Origin of the sequence: Fusicatenibacter sp., assembly GCF_050872605.1 — a bacterium.
In the GTDB taxonomy this organism is placed as follows: domain Bacteria; phylum Bacillota; class Clostridia; order Lachnospirales; family Lachnospiraceae; genus Fusicatenibacter.
In genome coordinates this window covers 54,295-73,004 of sequence record NZ_JBNMHD010000009.1, presented here as the reverse complement: position 1 = coordinate 73,004, position 18,710 = coordinate 54,295, and the positions used below count along the sequence as shown (strand labels likewise).

Sequence of the window (18,710 nt, the reverse complement as noted above, 5' to 3'; positions counted from 1 at the left end):
ATGACAATGCCCGTTGTGAAAGCATGTGGGCTCGTCTGAAGACGGAACTATTGTATGACCGATGCGACAGTGAAAAACTGACGGTATCCGAGCTGAAGTCTTTAATCTGGAGATACTTTATCAGTTATTGGAACAATCGGGAAAATGGTATGAAAAAGTTACCAGCTTGTCTCTATGAAGCCATTGAGCGATGGGATATGAGAGCAGCGGGTTAAAATAGATTATGGGTGTTTACTTTGAAAAGAGTAGGCACCTATTTTTTACACTTTTTGATTAAAGAACGGGTATTCGAATTTTGGGTTGAATTGTGTGGATGGATTGTGTATAATATCCCCATACAAGGTTTTCTCTATGTTAAAGGGCAACCCCGTTGATCCCCAAAAGGGCAAAGTCACTGATCCTGTAGCTACTCTCTACCCGATCACAGACCGCCCCCTTTCCGGATCATCAGCCAGACACAAGCCGGAGTAATCGAAAATAGCAAAATGAAGACCTTGTAACCATGAAAAATGTGGTTATGAGGTCTTTTTTACGTTAATAACAAATTATGCACAGATAAAAAGGCTTAAATACTGGGTTTTTGAGATTGGAAGTTTTGAAATTTGGCAATGAAACTGGGATTTCATCTGCTTTCTAGTAAGTCCAATTCATTCGCCATCAGCCCCTCCACAACATAGAGTCAACCTTACAGTCGGAAAAGTTTGCACTGAAATATCATTTAAATATTCTATTGTCCTATCCAACGGCAGAACCAACAAGTTTGCCCTTTTTAGGATCAGAGGAGGTGCCCTTTGACAATCCGATGGAAGGGGAGTGCATTTACAGCAAGAAAATGCGCTCCCTGTCTTTGCGCCCGTCACAAAGCCATCTGACCATATAAGAAATACATAGAAATCGAGGAAAAGTTATTATGAAAAACAAAACAGAAAAAACAGTCATGCGCGGAGAACTGGCACTTTTGATGGTTGTCGTCCTGAACAGTCTCGGCGTTCTTTTGATGCTGCATTCCGGGTCCGGGATTTCGGCGATTTCGAGTGTTCCGTATGCATTCCAGAAGGTGATGCCGCGGCTTACGCTTGGAACGTGGACGTATATTTTCCAGGGACTGCTCGTCTGTACGCTGATGCTTATGCGGAAAAAATTCGTTCCCACTTACCTGTTCAGTTTTGTGGTCGGCTTTGTGTTTGGAGAACTGATGGATCTTCACGAGCTCTGGATTACACGTCTTCCGGTAAATCTGCCGCTGCGTGTGCTGTATTTTGTGCTGAGCTATCTGATCCTCTGTTTCGGTATTGCGCTTTCAAACCGTTGCAAGCTCCCGATTGTCCCGACGGATCTGTTCCCGCGTGAAGTATCTGATATCACGAAAGTGCCGTATTCCAGAATTAAAATCGGCTTTGACGTAACCTGCCTTACGGTAACAGCATTGCTCACCTTCTTCGGACTTGGAAGAATCGAAGGCCTTGGAATCGGAACGGTGGCAGCCGCTTTTACGATGGGAAAAGGCATTGCGCTGATGGGAAAACTGCTGGATAGAAAGTTTGTTTTTGTCTCCGTTCTTTCGCCGGAAAGACCGTAAAAGAATATGTGTCATTTTTTCTGCAAAATTCCTGGAAAAAAATGTAAAATCCTCTTGAAACCAAGGGGATTTTACTATATAATAAGCAGGACAAAAACAACTGCAGAGTAAGTTCATATGCGTAAAGTGCTCCCGGGATAGAGAGTAGCCAGGGAGACGAAAAGAGAAAATCTTGCGGTATATGAATTGCATCTCGCTGCAACAGAAGATAGAGACAAGAGATTATCTCCTATTGTAGTCAGATATCTGTAAAGGAGGTAATTTTTTTATGCAAAAAAACACAAATGAAACAACAAAAGAAACAAAAAACATGTTTCTGCAGTCAGCAAAAGAGCTGAAAGCAGTCCCCACCCTTGCCGCCTGTGCTATGTTTGCTGCACTGGCTATGATCCTGAATCAGGTAGCGTCGATTGATATCGGACCGTACGTTCGTATCGGATTCTCCGGAATTCCGAACCGCCTCGTGGATTACCTGTTCGGACCGGTAACAGGATGTCTTTTTTCCGGTATTCTCGATGTCGTGAAATATTTCCTGAAACCAAACGGCCCGTTCTTTTTTGGATTCACGTTTAATGCGATGCTGGCATCCTTCCTGTACGGATGCTTCTTCTATCGTAAAAAGCTGACCATCAAACGTGTGCTTTTGGCCAAGTTTATTGTTATGCTGATTGTTAACGTATTATTGAATACTCTTTGGATCAGCATGTTATACGGAAAAGGAATCATGGTACTTCTTCCGGCTCGTGCTCTAAAGAACCTGATTATGTGGCCGATCGATTCCATCATTTTCTACAGCCTGACGAAGTTAATCGAGCAGACCGGCGTCTTCCGCATGTTCCATGCAAGAACCGCTGCACAGGCACAGAGATAAAAAGATTCAAAAAAATTGAAACGATTAAAACGGTATATTGTACCGATCTGCAGGAAAAAGAACTGTCCGCCAGAACAAAAAAGGAAGCGGATGGGTTTTGTCGGAAAAAAAAGCGAAAAAGAACTGCGGCAGGAGATCCCACTATGGGAATCCTGTCGCAGTTCTTTTTAACTTACTTCATAAGACGAATTACATTCCAGCTGTGTTTTCCAAGAACGGTATGCATTTTTCCGCTTTCCAGTCTTGTAGCAGTCGAAAGGGTCGGAACAACATGGTTTGGATTGGCTTCTGTGTTGACTGCTTTCAGATCATCGTTTGTCAGCACAATGTGCTCCGCCAGATGATATCCTTCGAACTGACGCAGATCGCAGGAGACTTCCATATCTTCATCAAGACTCTTATTAACTGCAAAGATGGTCAGCGCATCGTTTTCCTCGTCCCAGATGCAGACAGAATCAAGATACGGAGCCTCGCCGTATGTCTTGCTCTCGTAAACCGGAGTCAGAACCTGTGTATTTAAGACGGTTCCGCGGCCGTATACGCTGGCATGCATGTATGGATAGAAGATGGTCTGACGCCATGCGCCGGTATCCGATGTCATGATCGGAGCAATCACGTTGACAAGCTGTGCAAGGCAGGCAATTTTGACACGGTCTGCGTGGCGCAGGAGTGTGATCAGCATGCTTCCGACGAGAAGTGCATCCTCAAAGTTGTAAACATCCTCAAGCTGATGAGGTGCACGTACCCATTTTTCCAGTTTCTGATCCTGCTCGTTGCTGTGATACCATACGTTCCACTCATCGAAGGAGAGATTAATCTGTTTTTTGCCGTGTTTTTTTGCTTTGACTGCATCACAGATTGCAACTACACCGGAGATGAAATCATCCATACCCTTGGAGCTTGCCAGAAAATCAACCGTATCATTTGCATAATTTCCGTAATACTGGTGTAAAGAGAGGTAATCCACCTCATCATAGCATTCGTCCAGAACCGTATACTCCCAGGAACCAAAGGTTGGCATCGTAAGATTGGAGCTTCCGCAGGCAACGGTCTCAATTGTCGGATCCATGAATTTCATCAGACGGGAAGTTTCTGCCGCAATACGTCCGTACTCGGAAGCGGTCTTGTGTCCCATCTGCCACGGTCCGTCCATCTCGTTGCCGAGACACCAGAGCCTGATGTTGTGCGGATCCTGGTAACCATGAGATTTTCTCAGATCGCTGTAGTAGGTGCCACCCTTGAAGTTGCAGTACTCCAGCACATTTTTGGCATCCTCCGGTCCGCGGGTTCCGAGGTTAACGGCCATCATAATATCACTGCCGGCTTTTTTTGACCAGTCCGCAAACTCATTCAGACCAAACTCATTTGTCTCGATCACGCCCCAGGCAAGATCCGGTTTTGCAGGCCGTTTGTCTTTCGGACCTACGCTGTCTTCCCAGTGATAGCCCGAGACAAAGTTTCCGCCCGGATAGCGGACAATTGGCACCTGAAGCTCTTTGACGAGATCCAGAGTATCCTTTCGGAAACCCTGTTCATCGGAGAGGGTGCTTCCTTCCTGATAAATGCCCTCATAAACAGCGCGTCCCAGATGTTCGATAAAGGAACCGAAGATTCGTTTGTCAACTTTTCCGGTGAGAAAATATTTGTCAATGATAATCTCTGCTTTTTTCATACTTAAAAATCCTCCTGTTAAAAGAAATGTTCGTTTTCAGACACGATCCAGAAAAACAAAGGATCACCGGCGTGTCCGTGATTTTATTCCACTGTTTCGCTTTCGCTTTGGATAGTTTCAATTTTAGCAGGAAGATAGAAAAAAACCAGAGATTTTTGTCCGGCAAATTTGACTTTTTTTCCGGTTTTGCAGTAAAATGGGGAGAAGAAAAGAAAAGGGGAAACGAGAAGAATGGAATTTTCAGTTCATATTTGTGAATATAATAGATCCAACGCCGATTATGAGACAATATATCGGCCGGAGGGTAGCGGGGACTATCTGTTTCTGCTGTTTAAAACGCCGATGAAGGTGTATGACAGAACTGCGATTTTCATTGCACAGGAAAATGCCTGTCTTTTTTACACGCCGGATCACGAGCAGCATTATCAGGCTGTTCAGAAGTTTCGCAACAGCTATGTCCATTTCTGGTGCGGTGAGAATCTGGGTGAAACGTATGGAATTCCGCAGAATACCGTTTTTTATCCACAGAACACGGAAGCAATTGATGAGCTGATTCGCCTTTTGCAGAGGGAATACATTGTGAAAGATCCATACGCAGTGGAATACGAGGAAGCACTGGTTCGTCAGATGATGATCACGGCATCGCGCGGTATGCGGCTGTACCAGAAAACGGCAGAGGAGCCGGCCGGACTGTATCAGGAATTCCAGGAGCTGCGCCTTAAGATGTTGAGCCATTATGAGAAAGGCTGGACGACAGAAAAGCTTTGCCAGATGGCTAATATGGAAAAAAGCCAGTTTTATTCTTATTACAAACAGTTTTTCAGCAGCACCCCGCACAGCGATCTGATTGAAGTACGGCTCGACAAAGCGAAAAATCTTTTGACAAATCAGGCACTTTCCATCGGACAGACCGCGGAAATCTGCGGTTTTTCCAATCTGTCTCATTTCAGCCGCTATTTCAAACGCCACTGCGGCTGTTCTCCGCGGGAATGGCAGCAAGGCGGAAAAAAACATAAAATATAAAGTGAAGTTGCAGGAAGATGAGAAATGCTATAGCTTTTCCCAATAGCTTATGCTAAAATATTCAGAAGATGTTGGAGTCAAAAGGTACTTTGGCCATGATATCTTCAGAAAAAGTAAGAAAAAGGGAGAGCAGTATGAAAAAGAGAGAGTCATTTAACAGTCGGTGGGGATTTATCCTGGCCTGCATCGGCTCTGCAGTGGGAATGGGCAACATCTGGATGTTCCCTACCCGGGTTTCCTTGTACGGAGGAGGTTCCTTTCTGATTCCGTATTTTCTGTTCGTTGCACTGATCGGCTTTACCGGTGTGAGCGGAGAGATGAGTTTTGGCCGTGCCACAAGATCCGGTCCGGTTGATGCGTTCGGTTTTGCATGTGAAACGAAAGGAAAACGAAAAGCCGGAGAGGCGCTGGGTCTGATTCCGGTGCTGGGTTCTCTGGCAATGGCGATCGGTTATACGGTTGTCATGGGGTGGATTTTCAGGTACATGATCGGAACCTTTACCGGAAAGACACTGTCAGCTGTGAGCGTAGAGGATTTTGCCGGAGCGTTTGAATCCATGGCATCTGCGTTTGGAAACAATTTCTGGCAGATTGTAGCTCTTGTGGTTGCGATGGTCATTCTGGCATTTGGTGTTGGTAAGGGAATTGAGAAGATCAATAAGGTGCTGATGCCTGTTTTCTTTCTCCTGTTTGTTGCACTTGGTATCTATGTTGCCTTTCAGCCCGGTGCAGCGGATGGATACCGTTATATTTTCCGTGTGGAACCAAAAGCACTTGCAGATCCGAATACCTGGATTTTTGCGCTTGGTCAGGCATTCTTTTCCCTGTCTGTAGCCGGAAACGGAACACTGATCTATGGTTCCTATTTGTCAGATGGAGAAAATATTCCGGCCGCCGCCGGAAGAGTAGCATTTTTTGATACGCTCGCGGCTATGCTTGCTGCGCTGGTTATTATCCCGGCGATGGCAACTACGGGAGCACAGTTAAACACAGGAGGCCCAGGACTTCTGTTCATTTTCCTTCCGAATCTGATGAAGTCTATGCCGGGTGGTGCGCTGATCGCAATCGTTTTCTTTGTCGCTGTCTTTTTTGCCGGCCTTACCTCTCTGATTAACCTGTACGAAGCACCGATTGCAACGGTACAGGAAAAATTTCATCTCGGAAGAGTCGCATCCTGCGGTGTAATCGGAATCATCGGTGTGGTGGTATCCATTCTGATTCAGGGGATCGTATCCCAGTGGATGGATGTACTTTCCATTTATATCTGCCCGCTCGGTGCCGGTCTTGCCGGAGTCATGTTCTTCTGGATCTGCGGTAAAAAATATGTGCAGTCCCAGGTAGACAAGGGAAGAAACAACAAATTCACAGATCTTTATTATCCGATCTGCAAATATATCTACGTGCCAATCTGTGTGTTGGTTCTGATTCTTGGAATCGCACTTGGCGGAATCGGCTGAAGCGATGCTTCTGAAAAACGCGCCTGTTGTACGGAAAAAATTTCCGGCGACAGGCGCGTTTTTGATAAAATTTTTCAAATATATAAATCCGATTGAAATACTCGGAAAAAAGGTCTACAATCGGAGACGAAAATAGAGATTTTAACCTCAAAGTAAAATAAGGAGGATATCAATATGGGAAAAAATCTTTTAACAGTGAAAGATTTAACGGTAAATGTGGAAGAAAAAGAAATCCTGCACGGCGTCAATCTTACGATTGGAAAAGGGGAGACACATGTACTGCTTGGACCGAATGGTACCGGAAAGTCGACGCTTGGCAATACGCTGCTCGGCAATCCGAAATATAACGTGACGCGAGGTGAAATCTGGTTTCACGGAAAGAACATTACCGAAGAGCCGGTCAATGAACGTGCCAAAATGGGACTGTTTCTCTCATTTCAAAATCCGCTTGAGGTGCCTGGCGTAACCTTAAGCTCTTTTATCCGCAGTGCTGTAGAATTAAAGACCGGCAAACGGATGAGTCTGTTTGAGTTCCGGAAAGAACTGGAAAAAGCAATGGAAGTTCTGCAGATGGATCCGTCGTATGCAGACCGTGATCTGAATGTCGGATTTTCCGGCGGTGAGAAGAAGAAAGCCGAGATCCTGCAGCTTCTGATGCTCGAGCCGTCCCTTGCCATTCTCGATGAGACCGACTCCGGCCTGGATGTCGATGCGGTCCGCACCGTTTCTGCCGGAATTGAGGCATACCGCAGAAAATGCGGAGGAAGTCTTCTGATCATCACGCACAGCACGAAGATTCTGGAATCGCTGATGGTGGATCAGACCCACATCATGGTGGAAGGTGAAATCGTCAAAACCGGCGATGCATCTCTTGTAGAGGAGATCAACCGGGACGGATTTGGAAAATACGAAAAGTCACTGGCGTAAAACCGAAGGTACAGAAAGGATGAAAACGCTGTGAGAGAAAAAAGCTATGTAGAGGATATTGACCGAAGCATCTATGATTTCAAAGACGATGAAAAGGATGCCTATAAAGTAAAAGCCGGCCTGACGCCGGAAATTGTACAGAAAATTTCGGATGAGAAGAAAGACCCCGCCTGGATGCAGCTGTTCCGTCTGCGTTCTTTACAGATCTACAACCAGATGCCGATTCCGGAATGGGGTCCGTCGATTGAGGGGCTGAACATGGACGACATTGTCACATATGTTCGCCCGAATACCAAAATGAAAGCAAAATGGTCCGATGTGCCGGATGATATCAAAAATACGTTTGAACGGCTCGGCATCCCGCAGGCAGAGCGGAAATCGCTCGCCGGTGTGGGCGCACAGTATGATTCGGAGCTGGTCTATCACAACGTCCGCGCGGAAGTTGCGGCTCAGGGTGTTGTCTATACCGATATGGAGAGTGCGCTGCATGGTGAGTACGCGGATATGGTGCGGAAACACTTTATGAAACTGGTGAAACCGACCGACCACAAATTTGCCGCACTGCACGGAGCCGTCTGGTCCGGCGGTTCGTTTGTCTATGTGCCGAAGGGGGTTTCCGTGGAAATCCCGCTGCAGTCGTATTTCCGCCTGAATGCGCCGGGCGCAGGCCAGTTCGAGCATACGCTGATTATTGTCGATGAGGATGCGGACCTTCACTTTATCGAGGGCTGTTCCGCACCGAAATACAATGTGGCCAACCTCCATGCCGGATGTGTGGAGCTGTTTGTCGGAAAGAATGCAAGACTCCGTTATTCTACGATTGAAAACTGGTCAAAGAATATGTACAACCTGAACACGAAGCGCGCGCAGGTCGAGGAGGGCGGAAAGATCGAGTGGGTTTCCGGTTCATTCGGCTCCCACGTTTCCTATCTGTACCCGATGAGCGTGCTGAAAGGAAGAGGCGCAAAGATGGAATTTACCGGCATCACGTTCGCCGGTAAAGGCCAGAATCTCGATACCGGAGCGAAGGTTGTCCACAGCGCGCCGGATACGAGTTCCTATATTAACACGAAATCGATCTCGAAGGACGGCGGCATCAGCACCTTCCGTTCGTCAGTCTCTGCAACAAAAGCGGCAAAGAACACGAAATCAGCCGTTTCCTGCCAGTCTCTGATGCTCGATGATATCTCCCGGTCGGACACGATTCCGGCGATGGATATCCGTACAAAAGATGCGAACATCGGCCATGAAGCACAGATCGGAAGCATCAGCGATGAAGCAGTCTTTTATCTGATGTCGCGCGGCATGACGGAAGAGGATGCGAGAGCGTGCATCGTCAGCGGATTCGCGGATGATGTTTCAAAAGAACTGCCGCTGGAGTACGCGGTGGAGATGAACAATCTGATCCGCCTCGAGATGAAGGGCAGCATTGGATAAGGAGGCCAGACACATGGAAGAACAGAACAGCATGAAAATCAACCAGCTTCCATCGAAAACATGGTACTGGCTGGGATTAAATGATACAAAAGTAAAATGGGCGGCGGGTGCGCCGTGCGAAATCTGCGCGGAAGAGCCGTCTGCGGATGATGAGATAACGGATTTTCCGGAAACTGTAAATACCGGGGCAGGAAAAGAGACGGATATTCTTTTTGCACCGGAGCAGACGAAAAACTGGAGTGTCTCTGCAAAGGAGGGGAAGACGAAACAGGTCACGCTTTCCATCGGACAGGGAAAAGAGACGGTTTCATCCGGAAAGATCCGCGCGGCGGCAGAAGAGGGAGCTTCCCTTACCGTTTTCGAGGTATTTGAACCGGCACAGGCAGCGGGACAGCTCGCGGTGCGGACAGAACTTTATGCGAAAAAAGACAGCCGCATCCGGCTCGTGCAGGTGATGATGCGCGGTGAGGGACAGGAGCTTTTAAATGATGTCGGATGCATCTGCGAGAAAAATGGTGCACTGGATCTTTTACAGGTCATTGTCGGAAGAGGCGATGTGTATGACGGCATCTGGACCGAGCTGCAGAAGGATCACGCATCGCTGCAGACGGAAATCGGTTATCTTCTGCAGAATCAGCAGAAATTTGACGTGAACCTGAATGTGCGCCACTTCGGAAAAGTGACAGAGAGCACGATCCAGGCAGACGGAACGCTGATGGATGCGGCGGAAAAGATCTTCCGCGGTACGATTGAATTTGTGCGCGGATCGGCAGATTCCGTCGGAGCAGAGACAGAACAGGTATTGCTGCTCGGCGATGATGTAGTCAACAAGACGATTCCTGTGATCCTCTGTGCAGAGGAAAACGTACAGGGAAGCCACGGCGCGGCAATTGGAGAACTCGATGAAGAGACGCTGTTTTACTTCGGAGCGCGCGGCATGGACCGCACGCAGGCGGAGAATACGATGGCGTGGGCAAAACTGGAGGCAAAAATCCAGAAGATCGGTGATGCAGCCATCGAGCAGAAGGTAAAAACACAGCTTGCGGAGGTGCTTGACCGTGACAACAGATAACAACAGAAAAGATTTTCCGCTTCTGCAGCAAATGGACACGATCTATCTGGACAACGCAGCGACGGCCCAGCGCCCATCGTGTGTCCTTGCGGCAGTGCAGGAATTTTACGAACAGAAAAATGCGAATCCTCTGCGCGGCTTCTATCCATTAAGCCTCGAGGCGACAGAGAGCTATCAGGAAGCGCGGAAAACGGTGCAGGAGTTTATCCATGCAGAAGAGCCGGAGGAGGTTATTTTCACCCGGAATACGACGGAGAGCCTGAACCTTGTGGCATACAGCTATGGCCTGAACTTTTTAAAGGAAGGCGACGAGATCGCTGTAACAATCATGGAGCATCACAGCAATCTGCTTCCGTGGCAGATGGTGTCGCGTATGACTGGGGCGAAGCTCCATTATCTGGAATGTACCAGTGAGGGCGAACTGACCGATGAGGAGCTCCAAAAGGGCATTAATGAGAGAACACGTCTTGTGGCTGTTGCTCAGGTATCGAATGTGCTCGGCTGCGTGAATCCGATCCGGAAAATCACGGAGATGGCGCACCGCGTGGGAGCCGTTGTCGTTGTGGACGGCGCCCAGAGCGTTCCGCATATGCCGGTCGACGTACAGGCGCTGGATGCAGATTTTCTCGCCTTTTCCGGCCATAAGCTGATGGGCCCGATGGGAATCGGCTGTCTGTATGGAAAACGGGAACTGCTGGAAAAAATGCCGCCGTTTTTAACCGGAGGCGAGATGATCGATTCCGTTCACCGCGACGGAGCCGTTTTTGCACCGGTTCCGCAGAAATTTGAGGCGGGAACGGTAAATGCAGCCGGTGCGGTGGGGCTGGCCGCAGCGATCCGGTATCTGCAGGAAAAAGGATTTGATTATATCCAGAAAAAAGAGCTGGAACTGACGCAACGTGCTATGGAAGGACTCGGCGCGCTGCCGTACGTTCATATCCTCGGTTCCAAAGATCCGGCCAACCACACGGGCATCGTTTCGTTTACGATTGACGGCGTGCATCCGCACGATGTGAGCGAAATTCTTTCTTCTGACGGCATCGATGTGCGGGCAGGCCACCACTGTGCACAGCCGCTTCTGGAATATCTTGGCGTCCGAAGTTCGACAAGAGCCAGCATGATGTTTTATAATACACCGGAAGAGATTGATGCACTGATCGAAAGTGTATCCACAATCAGAAGGAGAATGGGCTATGGAGAGTAGAGGATTTTATAACGAAATTTTGACGGAGCACAATCTGCGTCCGGAATTCAAGCATGATCTGCCGGATGCGGACATCGTACTCGAGGGCGTCAACCCAAGCTGCGGCGATGATATCTGGCTGAAATTAAAAGTCGACGGCGATGTGATCACGGACGGTGCGTTCGTGGGCGACGGCTGTGCGATTTCGCAGGCATCGGCGGACATTATGTTCGGCATGATCATCGGAAAGACGAAGGACGAGGCACTGCGCCTGGGAAATCTGTTTCTGCGCATGATCAAAGGAGAAGCATCCGACGAGGAGATTGACGAACTCGAGGAGGCTGGTGCACTGAAAGATATCTCCCACATGCCGGCAAGAGTGAAATGTGCAGTGCTTGGATGGCATACGCTGGAAGAGGCATTGAAACAGGAAAAATAAGAACAGAAAAACATTTTGCATTTCTGAGAAAAAGTATCACTTTACCCACTTGCAATTTTTAAAAAATTAGTTATAATGAATCATAGTTAGTAAAGGCTAACCAAAGCGAATCAATCATTGTTATCTCCCGTCTGCGGATCCTGGACACTTCGCAGGCGGGAAACTCCAGAAACAAACGAGAAAGGAGCACACGAAAAGTGAAGAGCCTGAAAATTGAGGAAGTAAAAGGAAGAGAAATTCTGGATTCCAGAGGAAATCCAACCGTAGAAGCTGAGGTTGTTCTTGCAGGAGGCGTTGTAGGACGCGGCATGGCACCAAGCGGCGCATCTACCGGTGAGTTTGAGGCACTGGAATTACGAGATGGAGATAAAGCAAGATACCTTGGAAAAGGTGTGCAGAAAGCAGTAGAAAACATCAACACCGTCATCAACGATACCTTAAAAGGTATGGATGCATCCGATACCTACGCCGTAGATAAAGCTATGATCGATGCGGACGGAACAAAAGATAAATCCCGCCTGGGTGCAAATGCCATTCTGGCTGTATCCATTGCCTGCGCAAGAGCAGCAGCAAACGCACTTGAGATTCCGCTGTACCGCTTCTTCGGCGGCGTTTCCGGAAATCGTCTGCCGGTTCCGATGATGAACATCATCAACGGCGGATGCCACGCACTTTCTTCCGGCCTGGATGTACAGGAGTTCATGATCATGCCGGTTGGAGCATCTTCTTTCAAAGAGTGCTTAAGATGGTGCGCTGAGGTCTTCCATGCACTGGCTGCCATCTTAAAAGAGCGCGGACTGGCAACATCGGTTGGAGATGAAGGCGGTTTTGCACCGGCTCTGAAATCCGATGAAGAAGCCATCGAGACCATTCTTGAGGCAGTGAAAAAAGCAGGCTATGAGCCAGGCAGAGACTTCAAGATCGCGATGGATGCTGCTTCCTCCGAGTGGAAGACAGGTACCAAGGGTGAATACAAACTGCCGAAAGCCGGCACTGTATTTACTTCCAAAGAGCTGATCGCTCACTGGAAAGCACTGGTAGAGAAATACCCGATCATCTCCATCGAGGATGCTCTGGATGAAGAAGACTGGGAAGGCTGGAAAGAACTGACCGCAGAGCTTGGCGGAAAAGTACAGCTTGTCGGTGACGACCTGTTTGTAACCAATACTGAGCGTCTGGCAAAAGGTATCTCCCTTGGCTGCGGAAATTCCATCCTGATCAAACTGAACCAGATCGGTTCTGTATCTGAGACCCTTGAGGCAATCAAGATGGCTCACAAAGCAGGCTACACCGCAATTTCCTCCCACCGTTCCGGTGAGACCGAGGATACCACCATCGCAGACCTGGCTGTTGCCCTGAACACCTGCCAGATCAAGACCGGTGCACCGAGCCGTACCGAGCGTGTTGCAAAATACAACCAGCTTCTCCGAATCGAAGAAGAACTTGGAACGGCCGCTGTATACCCTGGTGCAAGAGCATTTAATGTGACACAGGACTAAGCAGTAAATAACATAATACCATAAAAAAGACAAGATCCTTCCTCTTAAAACCAACCATAAATAAGAGTCCCCGGGGCCGTTGAAAAACGTGTTTCCCGGGGATTCTTGCATGCGGGGGAGGGGTATATGAAAAAACACTTGACTTGAAGCGGACTTGAAGTGTTATCCTATCCATAGCAATTTTCGAAAATGTAAAATAAGGGGGATATATCGAAATGAGCGAAAGATTATGGAATATTCTTCTGGATTCTTTCTGGAAAATCTTTCTGCCGGGCCTTAAGGTGACGATTCCGCTTACTGTAATCTCGTTTTCCATTGCACTTGTAATTGCGACGGCAATGGCTATGGTACAGTTTGCAAACATCAAAGGCCTTCGTCAGATTGCACGTTTCTATATCTGGATTTTCCGCGGAACCCCGCTTCTGGTCCAGCTTTTTGTTGTGTTTTACGGACTTCCGCGCGCCGGTATTCTGATCGATCCGTTTCCGGCGGCAGTTCTCGTCTTTTCCCTGAATGAGGGCGCCTACAGTGCCGAGACGATGCGTGCGGCCCTGGAAGCCGTTCCGGCAGGCCAGCTCGAAGCCGGTTACTGCGTCGGCATGTCGTATCTGCAGATCATGCGGAGAATCATTCTTCCGCAGGCAATGCGCACCGCGTTCCCACCGCTTTCCAACTCTCTGATCGCCATGGTAAAGGATACTTCCCTTGCCGCAAATATCACCGTGACGGAGATGTTTATGGTAACGCAGCGAATTGTAGCGCGCACCCATGAGCCGCTGGCACTGTATATTGAAGTAGGACTGATCTACCTGCTGTTCTCCACCGTGCTCACGAAGCTGCAGGGAATCGGAGAGAAGAAACTGAGTACATATCAGAAAAAAGGGGAATAAGCCATGCTGGAAATTAAAGGATTAGAGAAAGCGTTCGGCAGCCTGGAAGTATTAAAAGGTGTAGATTTAAAAGTAAACCAGGGCGATGTTGTTGCAATCCTCGGTCCGAGCGGTTCGGGAAAAACGACGATGCTGCGCTGTGTCAACTTTCTGGAGCATGCGGACGGCGGCAGCCTGATTTTTGACGGGAAAGAATATCCGTTTCACAACATCAGCAAAAAAGACATCGCGGCGATCCGTCAGAAAACCGCATTTGTATTTCAGAACTATAACCTGTTCCTGAATAAAACAGCCCTTCATAACGTAACCGAGGGCCTGATCATCGGCAGAAAAATGCCAAAAACCAGGGCGGAGGAAAAAGCGCGTGCAGCGCTTGAAAAAGTAGGCATGCTGGACCGTGCGGACTACTATCCGCATCAGCTTTCCGGCGGACAGCAGCAGAGGGTGGCAATCGCCCGTGCACTGGCAACCGATCCGGAAATTATCTATTTTGATGAGCCGACCTCAGCACTCGACCCGGAGCTGACCGGCGAGGTGCTTGGTGTTATGCGCCAGCTTGCCAAAGAGGGAATGACGATGCTCGTTGTCACGCATGAGATGGGCTTTGCAAGAAACGTTTCGAACAAAGTTGTCTTTATGGAAAACGGCGTTGTCGTTGAGGAAGGTCCGTCGAAGGAATTTTTTGCAAATCCGCGGGAAGAGCGGACGAGAACATTTTTGCAGAATATTGAACAGCATTACGAGTAAGGTATCCCGCAAAGCGGCAAATCCTGCCCGGAGCACGGAATCCGGACAGTTTGCAATAAAGAAAACAGAAGAAGCAAAGGCAGCTTCTTCCAGAACAAAACAAAAAAGGAGTGGCGAATATTATGAAAAAGAAAATGGCAGCAGTATTTCTGGCAGGTATCCTGACATCATCCTTTTTACTGACCGGATGCGGAAACGGCACAGCAGATAACAGCAGTGATTCTTCCTCTGCAGCAGCATCTTCCGCAAGTGCGTCTGGGGATCTTTTAGAGCAGATCCAGAGCAAGGGTGAGATCGTTGTAGCAATGGAAGGAACCTGGGCACCGTGGACATATCACGATGAGGACGACAACCTGGTTGGATACGACGTAGAAGTGGCACAGCAGATCGCAGAAAAACTCGGCGTGAAAGCAACCTTTGTAGAGGGTGAGTGGGACGGCCTTCTTGCAGGAATCGATTCCGGCCGGTATGATATCATGGTAAACGGCGTAGATATTACGGAGGAGCGCGCTGAGAAATACAGCTTTTCCGATCCGTATGCATACAACCGCACCGCTGTTATCGTAAACTCTGCTAACGATGAAATCCAGTCCATGGAGGATCTCGACGGAAAGAGCACTGCAAACACCATTTCCAGTACGTATGCAGAAGTTGCCGAGAAATACGGCGCAACTGTTACCGGTGTTGACGATCTGGAGCAGACTTTCGAGCTTCTCTTAAGCGGCCGTATCGATGCAACTCTGAACGCAGAGGTAACGTATTACGATTATATGAAAGCACACCCGGATGCAGAGATCAAAATTGCATGCCTCGATCCGGAATCCACCAAAGTCGGCATTCCGATGAAAAAAGGTGATGAGACCAAGACACTGCTCGAAGCAGTCAACAAAGCACTTGGCGAGCTCGCAGAAGACGGAACTCTGACAGAGCTTTCGGAAAAATATTTTGGAACGGATATCTCCAAAGAAGCAGCAGAATAAGATACAAAATAAAGAAGGTTACAGATCATGATTGCAAATTACCATACCCATACATGGCGGTGCCGCCATGCGGACGGAACGGAGCGGGAGTATGTGGAGCGCGCGATTGAGGGCGGCCTTAAAATTCTCGGTTTTTCCGACCATTCGCCTTATCCGTTCCCGGACGGCTACGATTCCGGCATGCGGATGCGGCTCGATCAGGTGGAAGGCTATGTAGACACCGTGCTGGCATTGAAAAAAGAGTATGACAAGGATATTGAAATCCATCTCGGACTCGAAACAGAGTATTTCCCGAGATTCTGGGATCAGCTGATTGATTTTTTGTCGGACTATCCGTTTGAGTACTTTGTGCTTGGCCAGCATAGCCTGGGAAATGAGATCGAAAAGATTCTCTACAGCGGCCATGGAACAACAGACGGAAGCTACCTGAAACAGTATGTGGACCAGTGCCTGGCAGGCATCGATACCGGAAAATACCTGTATCTGGCACACCCGGATCTCTTTTTATTCAACGGCGACGAAGCAGTGTTCGACCGGGAATACCGGAGACTCTGCCGTGAGGTGAAAAAGAGAAACATTCCGCTGGAGATCAATTTCCTTGGTCTGATGGAAGAAAGATGGTATCCGAACGAGAAGTTCTGGAAGATCGCCGGCGAAGAAGGAAACACCGCCGTTTTCGGCTGTGATGCCCATACGCCGAAAGCCGTCTGGAATCCGGAGACGGAACAGAAGGCACTGCAGTTGGCAGCAAAATACGGTCTGAAAGTACAGGAAACCGTTCCGATGCCGAAGACATTTTAACAGAAGCAGAAAAAGCTGTTCTTTTCTGGTGAGAGTTTTGAAAACTCCGCGGAAAAGAACAGCTTTTTTGATATGAGATTTTTTATGCTTTTTTTGTGTGCATCAGCCGTACCGCCTCTTCCCGCTGTTTCAGAATCTTCTGAATCGAAGTCCAGTAAACGATCATTGAGACAACCGGCCCGATCAGGTCGGAAATAGGTTCCACGTAGAAGATGTTTTCCAGTGCAAAGAACCGCGGCAGAAGAAACAGAGCGGTAAAGTAGACGAATTTCCGGAAGAAGGAGAGTGCAAACGAATAGCGCACGCAGCCCATTGCAGTAAAGCCGTCTACAATCTCGTACTGAATGCCGAGCGGAATGACTGAGAGTGTCGAAATATGGATCGCGCGGACCACCATCGAGACGATCTGCGGATCGAAAGTAAAAAGCTGCGCAAACAGCGTTCCGGCGGCATTGGAGACGAGGAACATCAAGGTCGTAAATCCGGCACAGAGTGCGATGATGGTTTTCTGTGCCTCGAGAATACGCCTGGAATTTCCAGCTCCATAATTGTATGCGAGGATTGACTGCGTTCCGCCGCTGATTCCGCCGAGCGGCATCGTAATAATCAGCATAAAGCTCTGAACGATCGTTGCACAGGTGATGAAGCTGTCTCCCTGTCCGGCGGGTGCATATCGCTGCAGGACGGCGTTCATCGCAATGATCATCACATTGTCGATGGCAATGATTAGAAACGGAGTAAAACCGACTGTCAGAATGCGTTTCATGATCGCAAATGAATACCCGCCGAAGGTGATGCGGATCGGAATCGTCTTTCCGAACAGAATATGCAGCACATACAGACAGCTTGCGATCTGGGAGAGCACGGTTGCAATTGCCGCGCCGCGCACGCCGAGATGCAGAACGAAGATAAACACAGGGTCCAGCAGCAGATTCAGGACGGCACCTAGCAGAACAGATTTCATTCCCTCACTGGCAAAGCCCTGGCAGATCACAAACTGGTTCAGGCCGGTCGATAAAAGTGCAAACAAAGAGCCGGAAACGTAGATCATAAAATAGGCTCTGGCGTAAGGATACGTAACGGTGCTGGCTCCGAATGCCATCAGCATCGGGCGGGTTAAAAAAAGCGCCGCGGCTGTCAGAACGAGGGACAGGGAAACAAGCATCAGAAACGCATTGGCCAGGATGCGGGATGCTTCTTTTTTATTTTTCTCTCCGAGCCGGATGCCGAGCAGCGGTGCGCCGCCGACCCCGATGAGGGAGGAGAACGCGCCGATCATGGTGAGAATGGGACCGCAGACGCCGACACCCGCGAGCGCCAGATCACCGACAGAGACAATATGGCCGATGTACATACGGTCTACAATGCTGTACAGAACACTCACGAACTGTGCCAGCATGCTCGGAAAAGCAATACGGGGAACCAGCTTTCCGATCGGGTCGGTTCCGAGATGGTTTACAGTTTTCATAGAAAAATACCTTGTCGTTTTTTAGTTTTGGGAACAGACAGCAAAAAACATGCCCGAAACAAAATCCGGAAGACTTTGTTTCGGACATGCCGCTTTTGGTCTGTTCTGATAGATCAGCTGACAGAAAAATTATTCAGCAAGAGTGGTCAGATCTACTTTGAAATCGTCAGATCCCTGTCCGTCTACGGTGTAGTAAGCGGCTCTCTGCTCTGCGTTCAGGTAGATTTTGATCTCGCCTTTTAATCCGTTTGCTTTTACTTCTTTTTTGATGACTGCTTCGAGGTCTTTCATGGATACTTTTGTCTCGAAGATCTCAAGAACGGTATCAGATACTTTTGTCATTTTGCGTGGGGTTTTGGTTGCTTCTGCCATGGTTTCCGTGGTCTCCTTTTTTACTGTTTTTTTAACGGTTTCTTTTTTGATTGCTTTTTTCGGCTCTTTTGCAGCTTCTGCTTTTCCTTCGGCTGCTTCTGTATGTAAGGTTTTTTCAGTCGTTGGTTTTACTTCTTTTGCCGGTGCCGCTGTCTTTACAACGGTTTCCGCTGTTTTTGCAGCTTCTGCAGCCTGCTGTTTCGCTTTGGCCATTTTTTTCATGGTTCTTTTATTCATTTTATTCACTCCTCTATGCGATATCTCTAATAAATTACCATGTTTTTTGCGTTCTG

Annotated in this window: 17 protein-coding genes, 1 pseudogene and 1 riboswitch; of the genes and pseudogenes, 15 read left to right on the top strand and 3 right to left on the bottom strand. The window is 48.4% G+C overall.

The window, feature by feature from the left end:
* From ACY2VT_RS04795 to ACY2VT_RS04785, 3 genes and pseudogenes are all read left to right on the top strand, one after another.
* A pseudogene (locus tag ACY2VT_RS04795) lies at positions 1-215 on the top strand (hypothetical protein); the annotation flags it as partial.
* 695 nt (positions 216-910) lie between these two features.
* On the top strand, positions 911-1,579 hold the full coding sequence (locus tag ACY2VT_RS04790) for a DUF6198 family protein (RefSeq protein ID WP_238061421.1): 669 nt from the start codon (positions 911-913) through the stop codon (positions 1,577-1,579).
* A 101-nt stretch (positions 1,580-1,680) separates the two neighbouring features.
* Positions 1,681-1,780, top strand: a riboswitch (THF riboswitch).
* 67 nt (positions 1,781-1,847) lie between these two features.
* Complete coding sequence (locus ACY2VT_RS04785; protein WP_461873611.1) at positions 1,848-2,450, top strand: folate family ECF transporter S component; 603 nt, start codon at positions 1,848-1,850, stop codon at positions 2,448-2,450.
* A 172-nt stretch (positions 2,451-2,622) separates the two neighbouring features.
* Here ACY2VT_RS04785 and arfA read toward each other — a convergent pair whose 3' ends face one another.
* Positions 2,623-4,122: an arabinosylfuranosidase ArfA gene (arfA, locus tag ACY2VT_RS04780; RefSeq protein ID WP_461877709.1), complete on the bottom strand. Its 1,500-nt coding sequence runs from the start codon at positions 4,120-4,122 to the stop codon at positions 2,623-2,625.
* 231 nt (positions 4,123-4,353) lie between these two features.
* On the opposite strand from arfA, the gene ACY2VT_RS04775 reads away from it, so the two are divergent.
* The 12 genes from ACY2VT_RS04775 to ACY2VT_RS04720 all read left to right on the top strand — a co-directional run bounded on the left by ACY2VT_RS04775 (position 4,354) and on the right by ACY2VT_RS04720 (position 16,577).
* Complete coding sequence (locus tag ACY2VT_RS04775; protein ID WP_461879092.1) at positions 4,354-5,145, top strand: helix-turn-helix domain-containing protein; 792 nt, start codon at positions 4,354-4,356, stop codon at positions 5,143-5,145.
* 134 nt (positions 5,146-5,279) lie between these two features.
* Positions 5,280-6,602 carry a sodium-dependent transporter gene (locus tag ACY2VT_RS04770; RefSeq protein WP_461879091.1) on the top strand — a complete coding sequence of 441 codons (1,323 nt, stop codon included), beginning with the start codon at positions 5,280-5,282 and terminating at the stop codon, positions 6,600-6,602.
* 174 nt (positions 6,603-6,776) lie between these two features.
* A complete protein-coding gene (gene sufC / locus ACY2VT_RS04765; RefSeq protein ID WP_461879090.1) occupies positions 6,777-7,529 on the top strand; it encodes a Fe-S cluster assembly ATPase SufC in 753 nt (250 codons plus the stop codon).
* A 30-nt stretch (positions 7,530-7,559) separates the two neighbouring features.
* Positions 7,560-8,966, top strand: a complete 1,407-nt coding sequence (sufB, locus tag ACY2VT_RS04760; protein ID WP_461879089.1) for a Fe-S cluster assembly protein SufB — start codon at positions 7,560-7,562, stop codon at positions 8,964-8,966.
* 13 nt (positions 8,967-8,979) lie between these two features.
* Positions 8,980-10,038, top strand: a complete 1,059-nt coding sequence (locus ACY2VT_RS04755; RefSeq protein WP_461879088.1) for a SufB/SufD family protein — start codon at positions 8,980-8,982, stop codon at positions 10,036-10,038.
* Entirely contained in the window at positions 10,025-11,242 is a 1,218-nt protein-coding gene (locus ACY2VT_RS04750; RefSeq protein WP_238061414.1) for an aminotransferase class V-fold PLP-dependent enzyme, read from the top strand. Before ACY2VT_RS04755 ends, ACY2VT_RS04750 begins: the two co-directional genes overlap by 14 nt.
* Entirely contained in the window at positions 11,232-11,660 is a 429-nt protein-coding gene (sufU, locus tag ACY2VT_RS04745; RefSeq protein WP_461879087.1) for a Fe-S cluster assembly sulfur transfer protein SufU, read from the top strand. The genes ACY2VT_RS04750 and sufU overlap by 11 nt, the downstream gene beginning before the upstream one ends.
* 197 nt (positions 11,661-11,857) lie before the next feature.
* A complete protein-coding gene (gene eno, locus ACY2VT_RS04740) occupies positions 11,858-13,159 on the top strand; it encodes a phosphopyruvate hydratase (RefSeq protein WP_055217920.1) in 1,302 nt (433 codons plus the stop codon).
* A gap of 215 nt (positions 13,160-13,374) precedes the next feature.
* Positions 13,375-14,049, top strand: a complete 675-nt coding sequence (locus tag ACY2VT_RS04735) for an amino acid ABC transporter permease (protein WP_022462789.1) — start codon at positions 13,375-13,377, stop codon at positions 14,047-14,049.
* Positions 14,050-14,052: 3 nt separating this feature from the next.
* Positions 14,053-14,796 carry an amino acid ABC transporter ATP-binding protein gene (locus tag ACY2VT_RS04730; RefSeq protein ID WP_461879086.1) on the top strand — a complete coding sequence of 248 codons (744 nt, stop codon included), beginning with the start codon at positions 14,053-14,055 and terminating at the stop codon, positions 14,794-14,796.
* Positions 14,797-14,918: 122 nt separating this feature from the next.
* The gene (locus ACY2VT_RS04725; RefSeq protein WP_461879085.1) at positions 14,919-15,776 is read left to right on the top strand and encodes a transporter substrate-binding domain-containing protein; all 858 of its coding nucleotides are present in this window, start codon (positions 14,919-14,921) and stop codon (positions 15,774-15,776) included.
* Between the two features lie 27 nt (positions 15,777-15,803).
* Positions 15,804-16,577, top strand: coding sequence for a histidinol-phosphatase (locus ACY2VT_RS04720; protein ID WP_055217914.1), 774 nt, complete (start codon positions 15,804-15,806; stop codon positions 16,575-16,577).
* An 82-nt stretch (positions 16,578-16,659) separates the two neighbouring features.
* Here the strand turns inward: ACY2VT_RS04720 and ACY2VT_RS04715 are convergent, their stop codons facing one another.
* Complete coding sequence (locus tag ACY2VT_RS04715) at positions 16,660-18,045, bottom strand: MATE family efflux transporter (protein WP_461879084.1); 1,386 nt, start codon at positions 18,043-18,045, stop codon at positions 16,660-16,662.
* Positions 18,046-18,174: 129 nt separating this feature from the next.
* Complete coding sequence (locus ACY2VT_RS04710) at positions 18,175-18,654, bottom strand: DUF6465 family protein (protein WP_461879083.1); 480 nt, start codon at positions 18,652-18,654, stop codon at positions 18,175-18,177.
* Positions 18,655-18,710 lie beyond the last annotated feature (56 nt).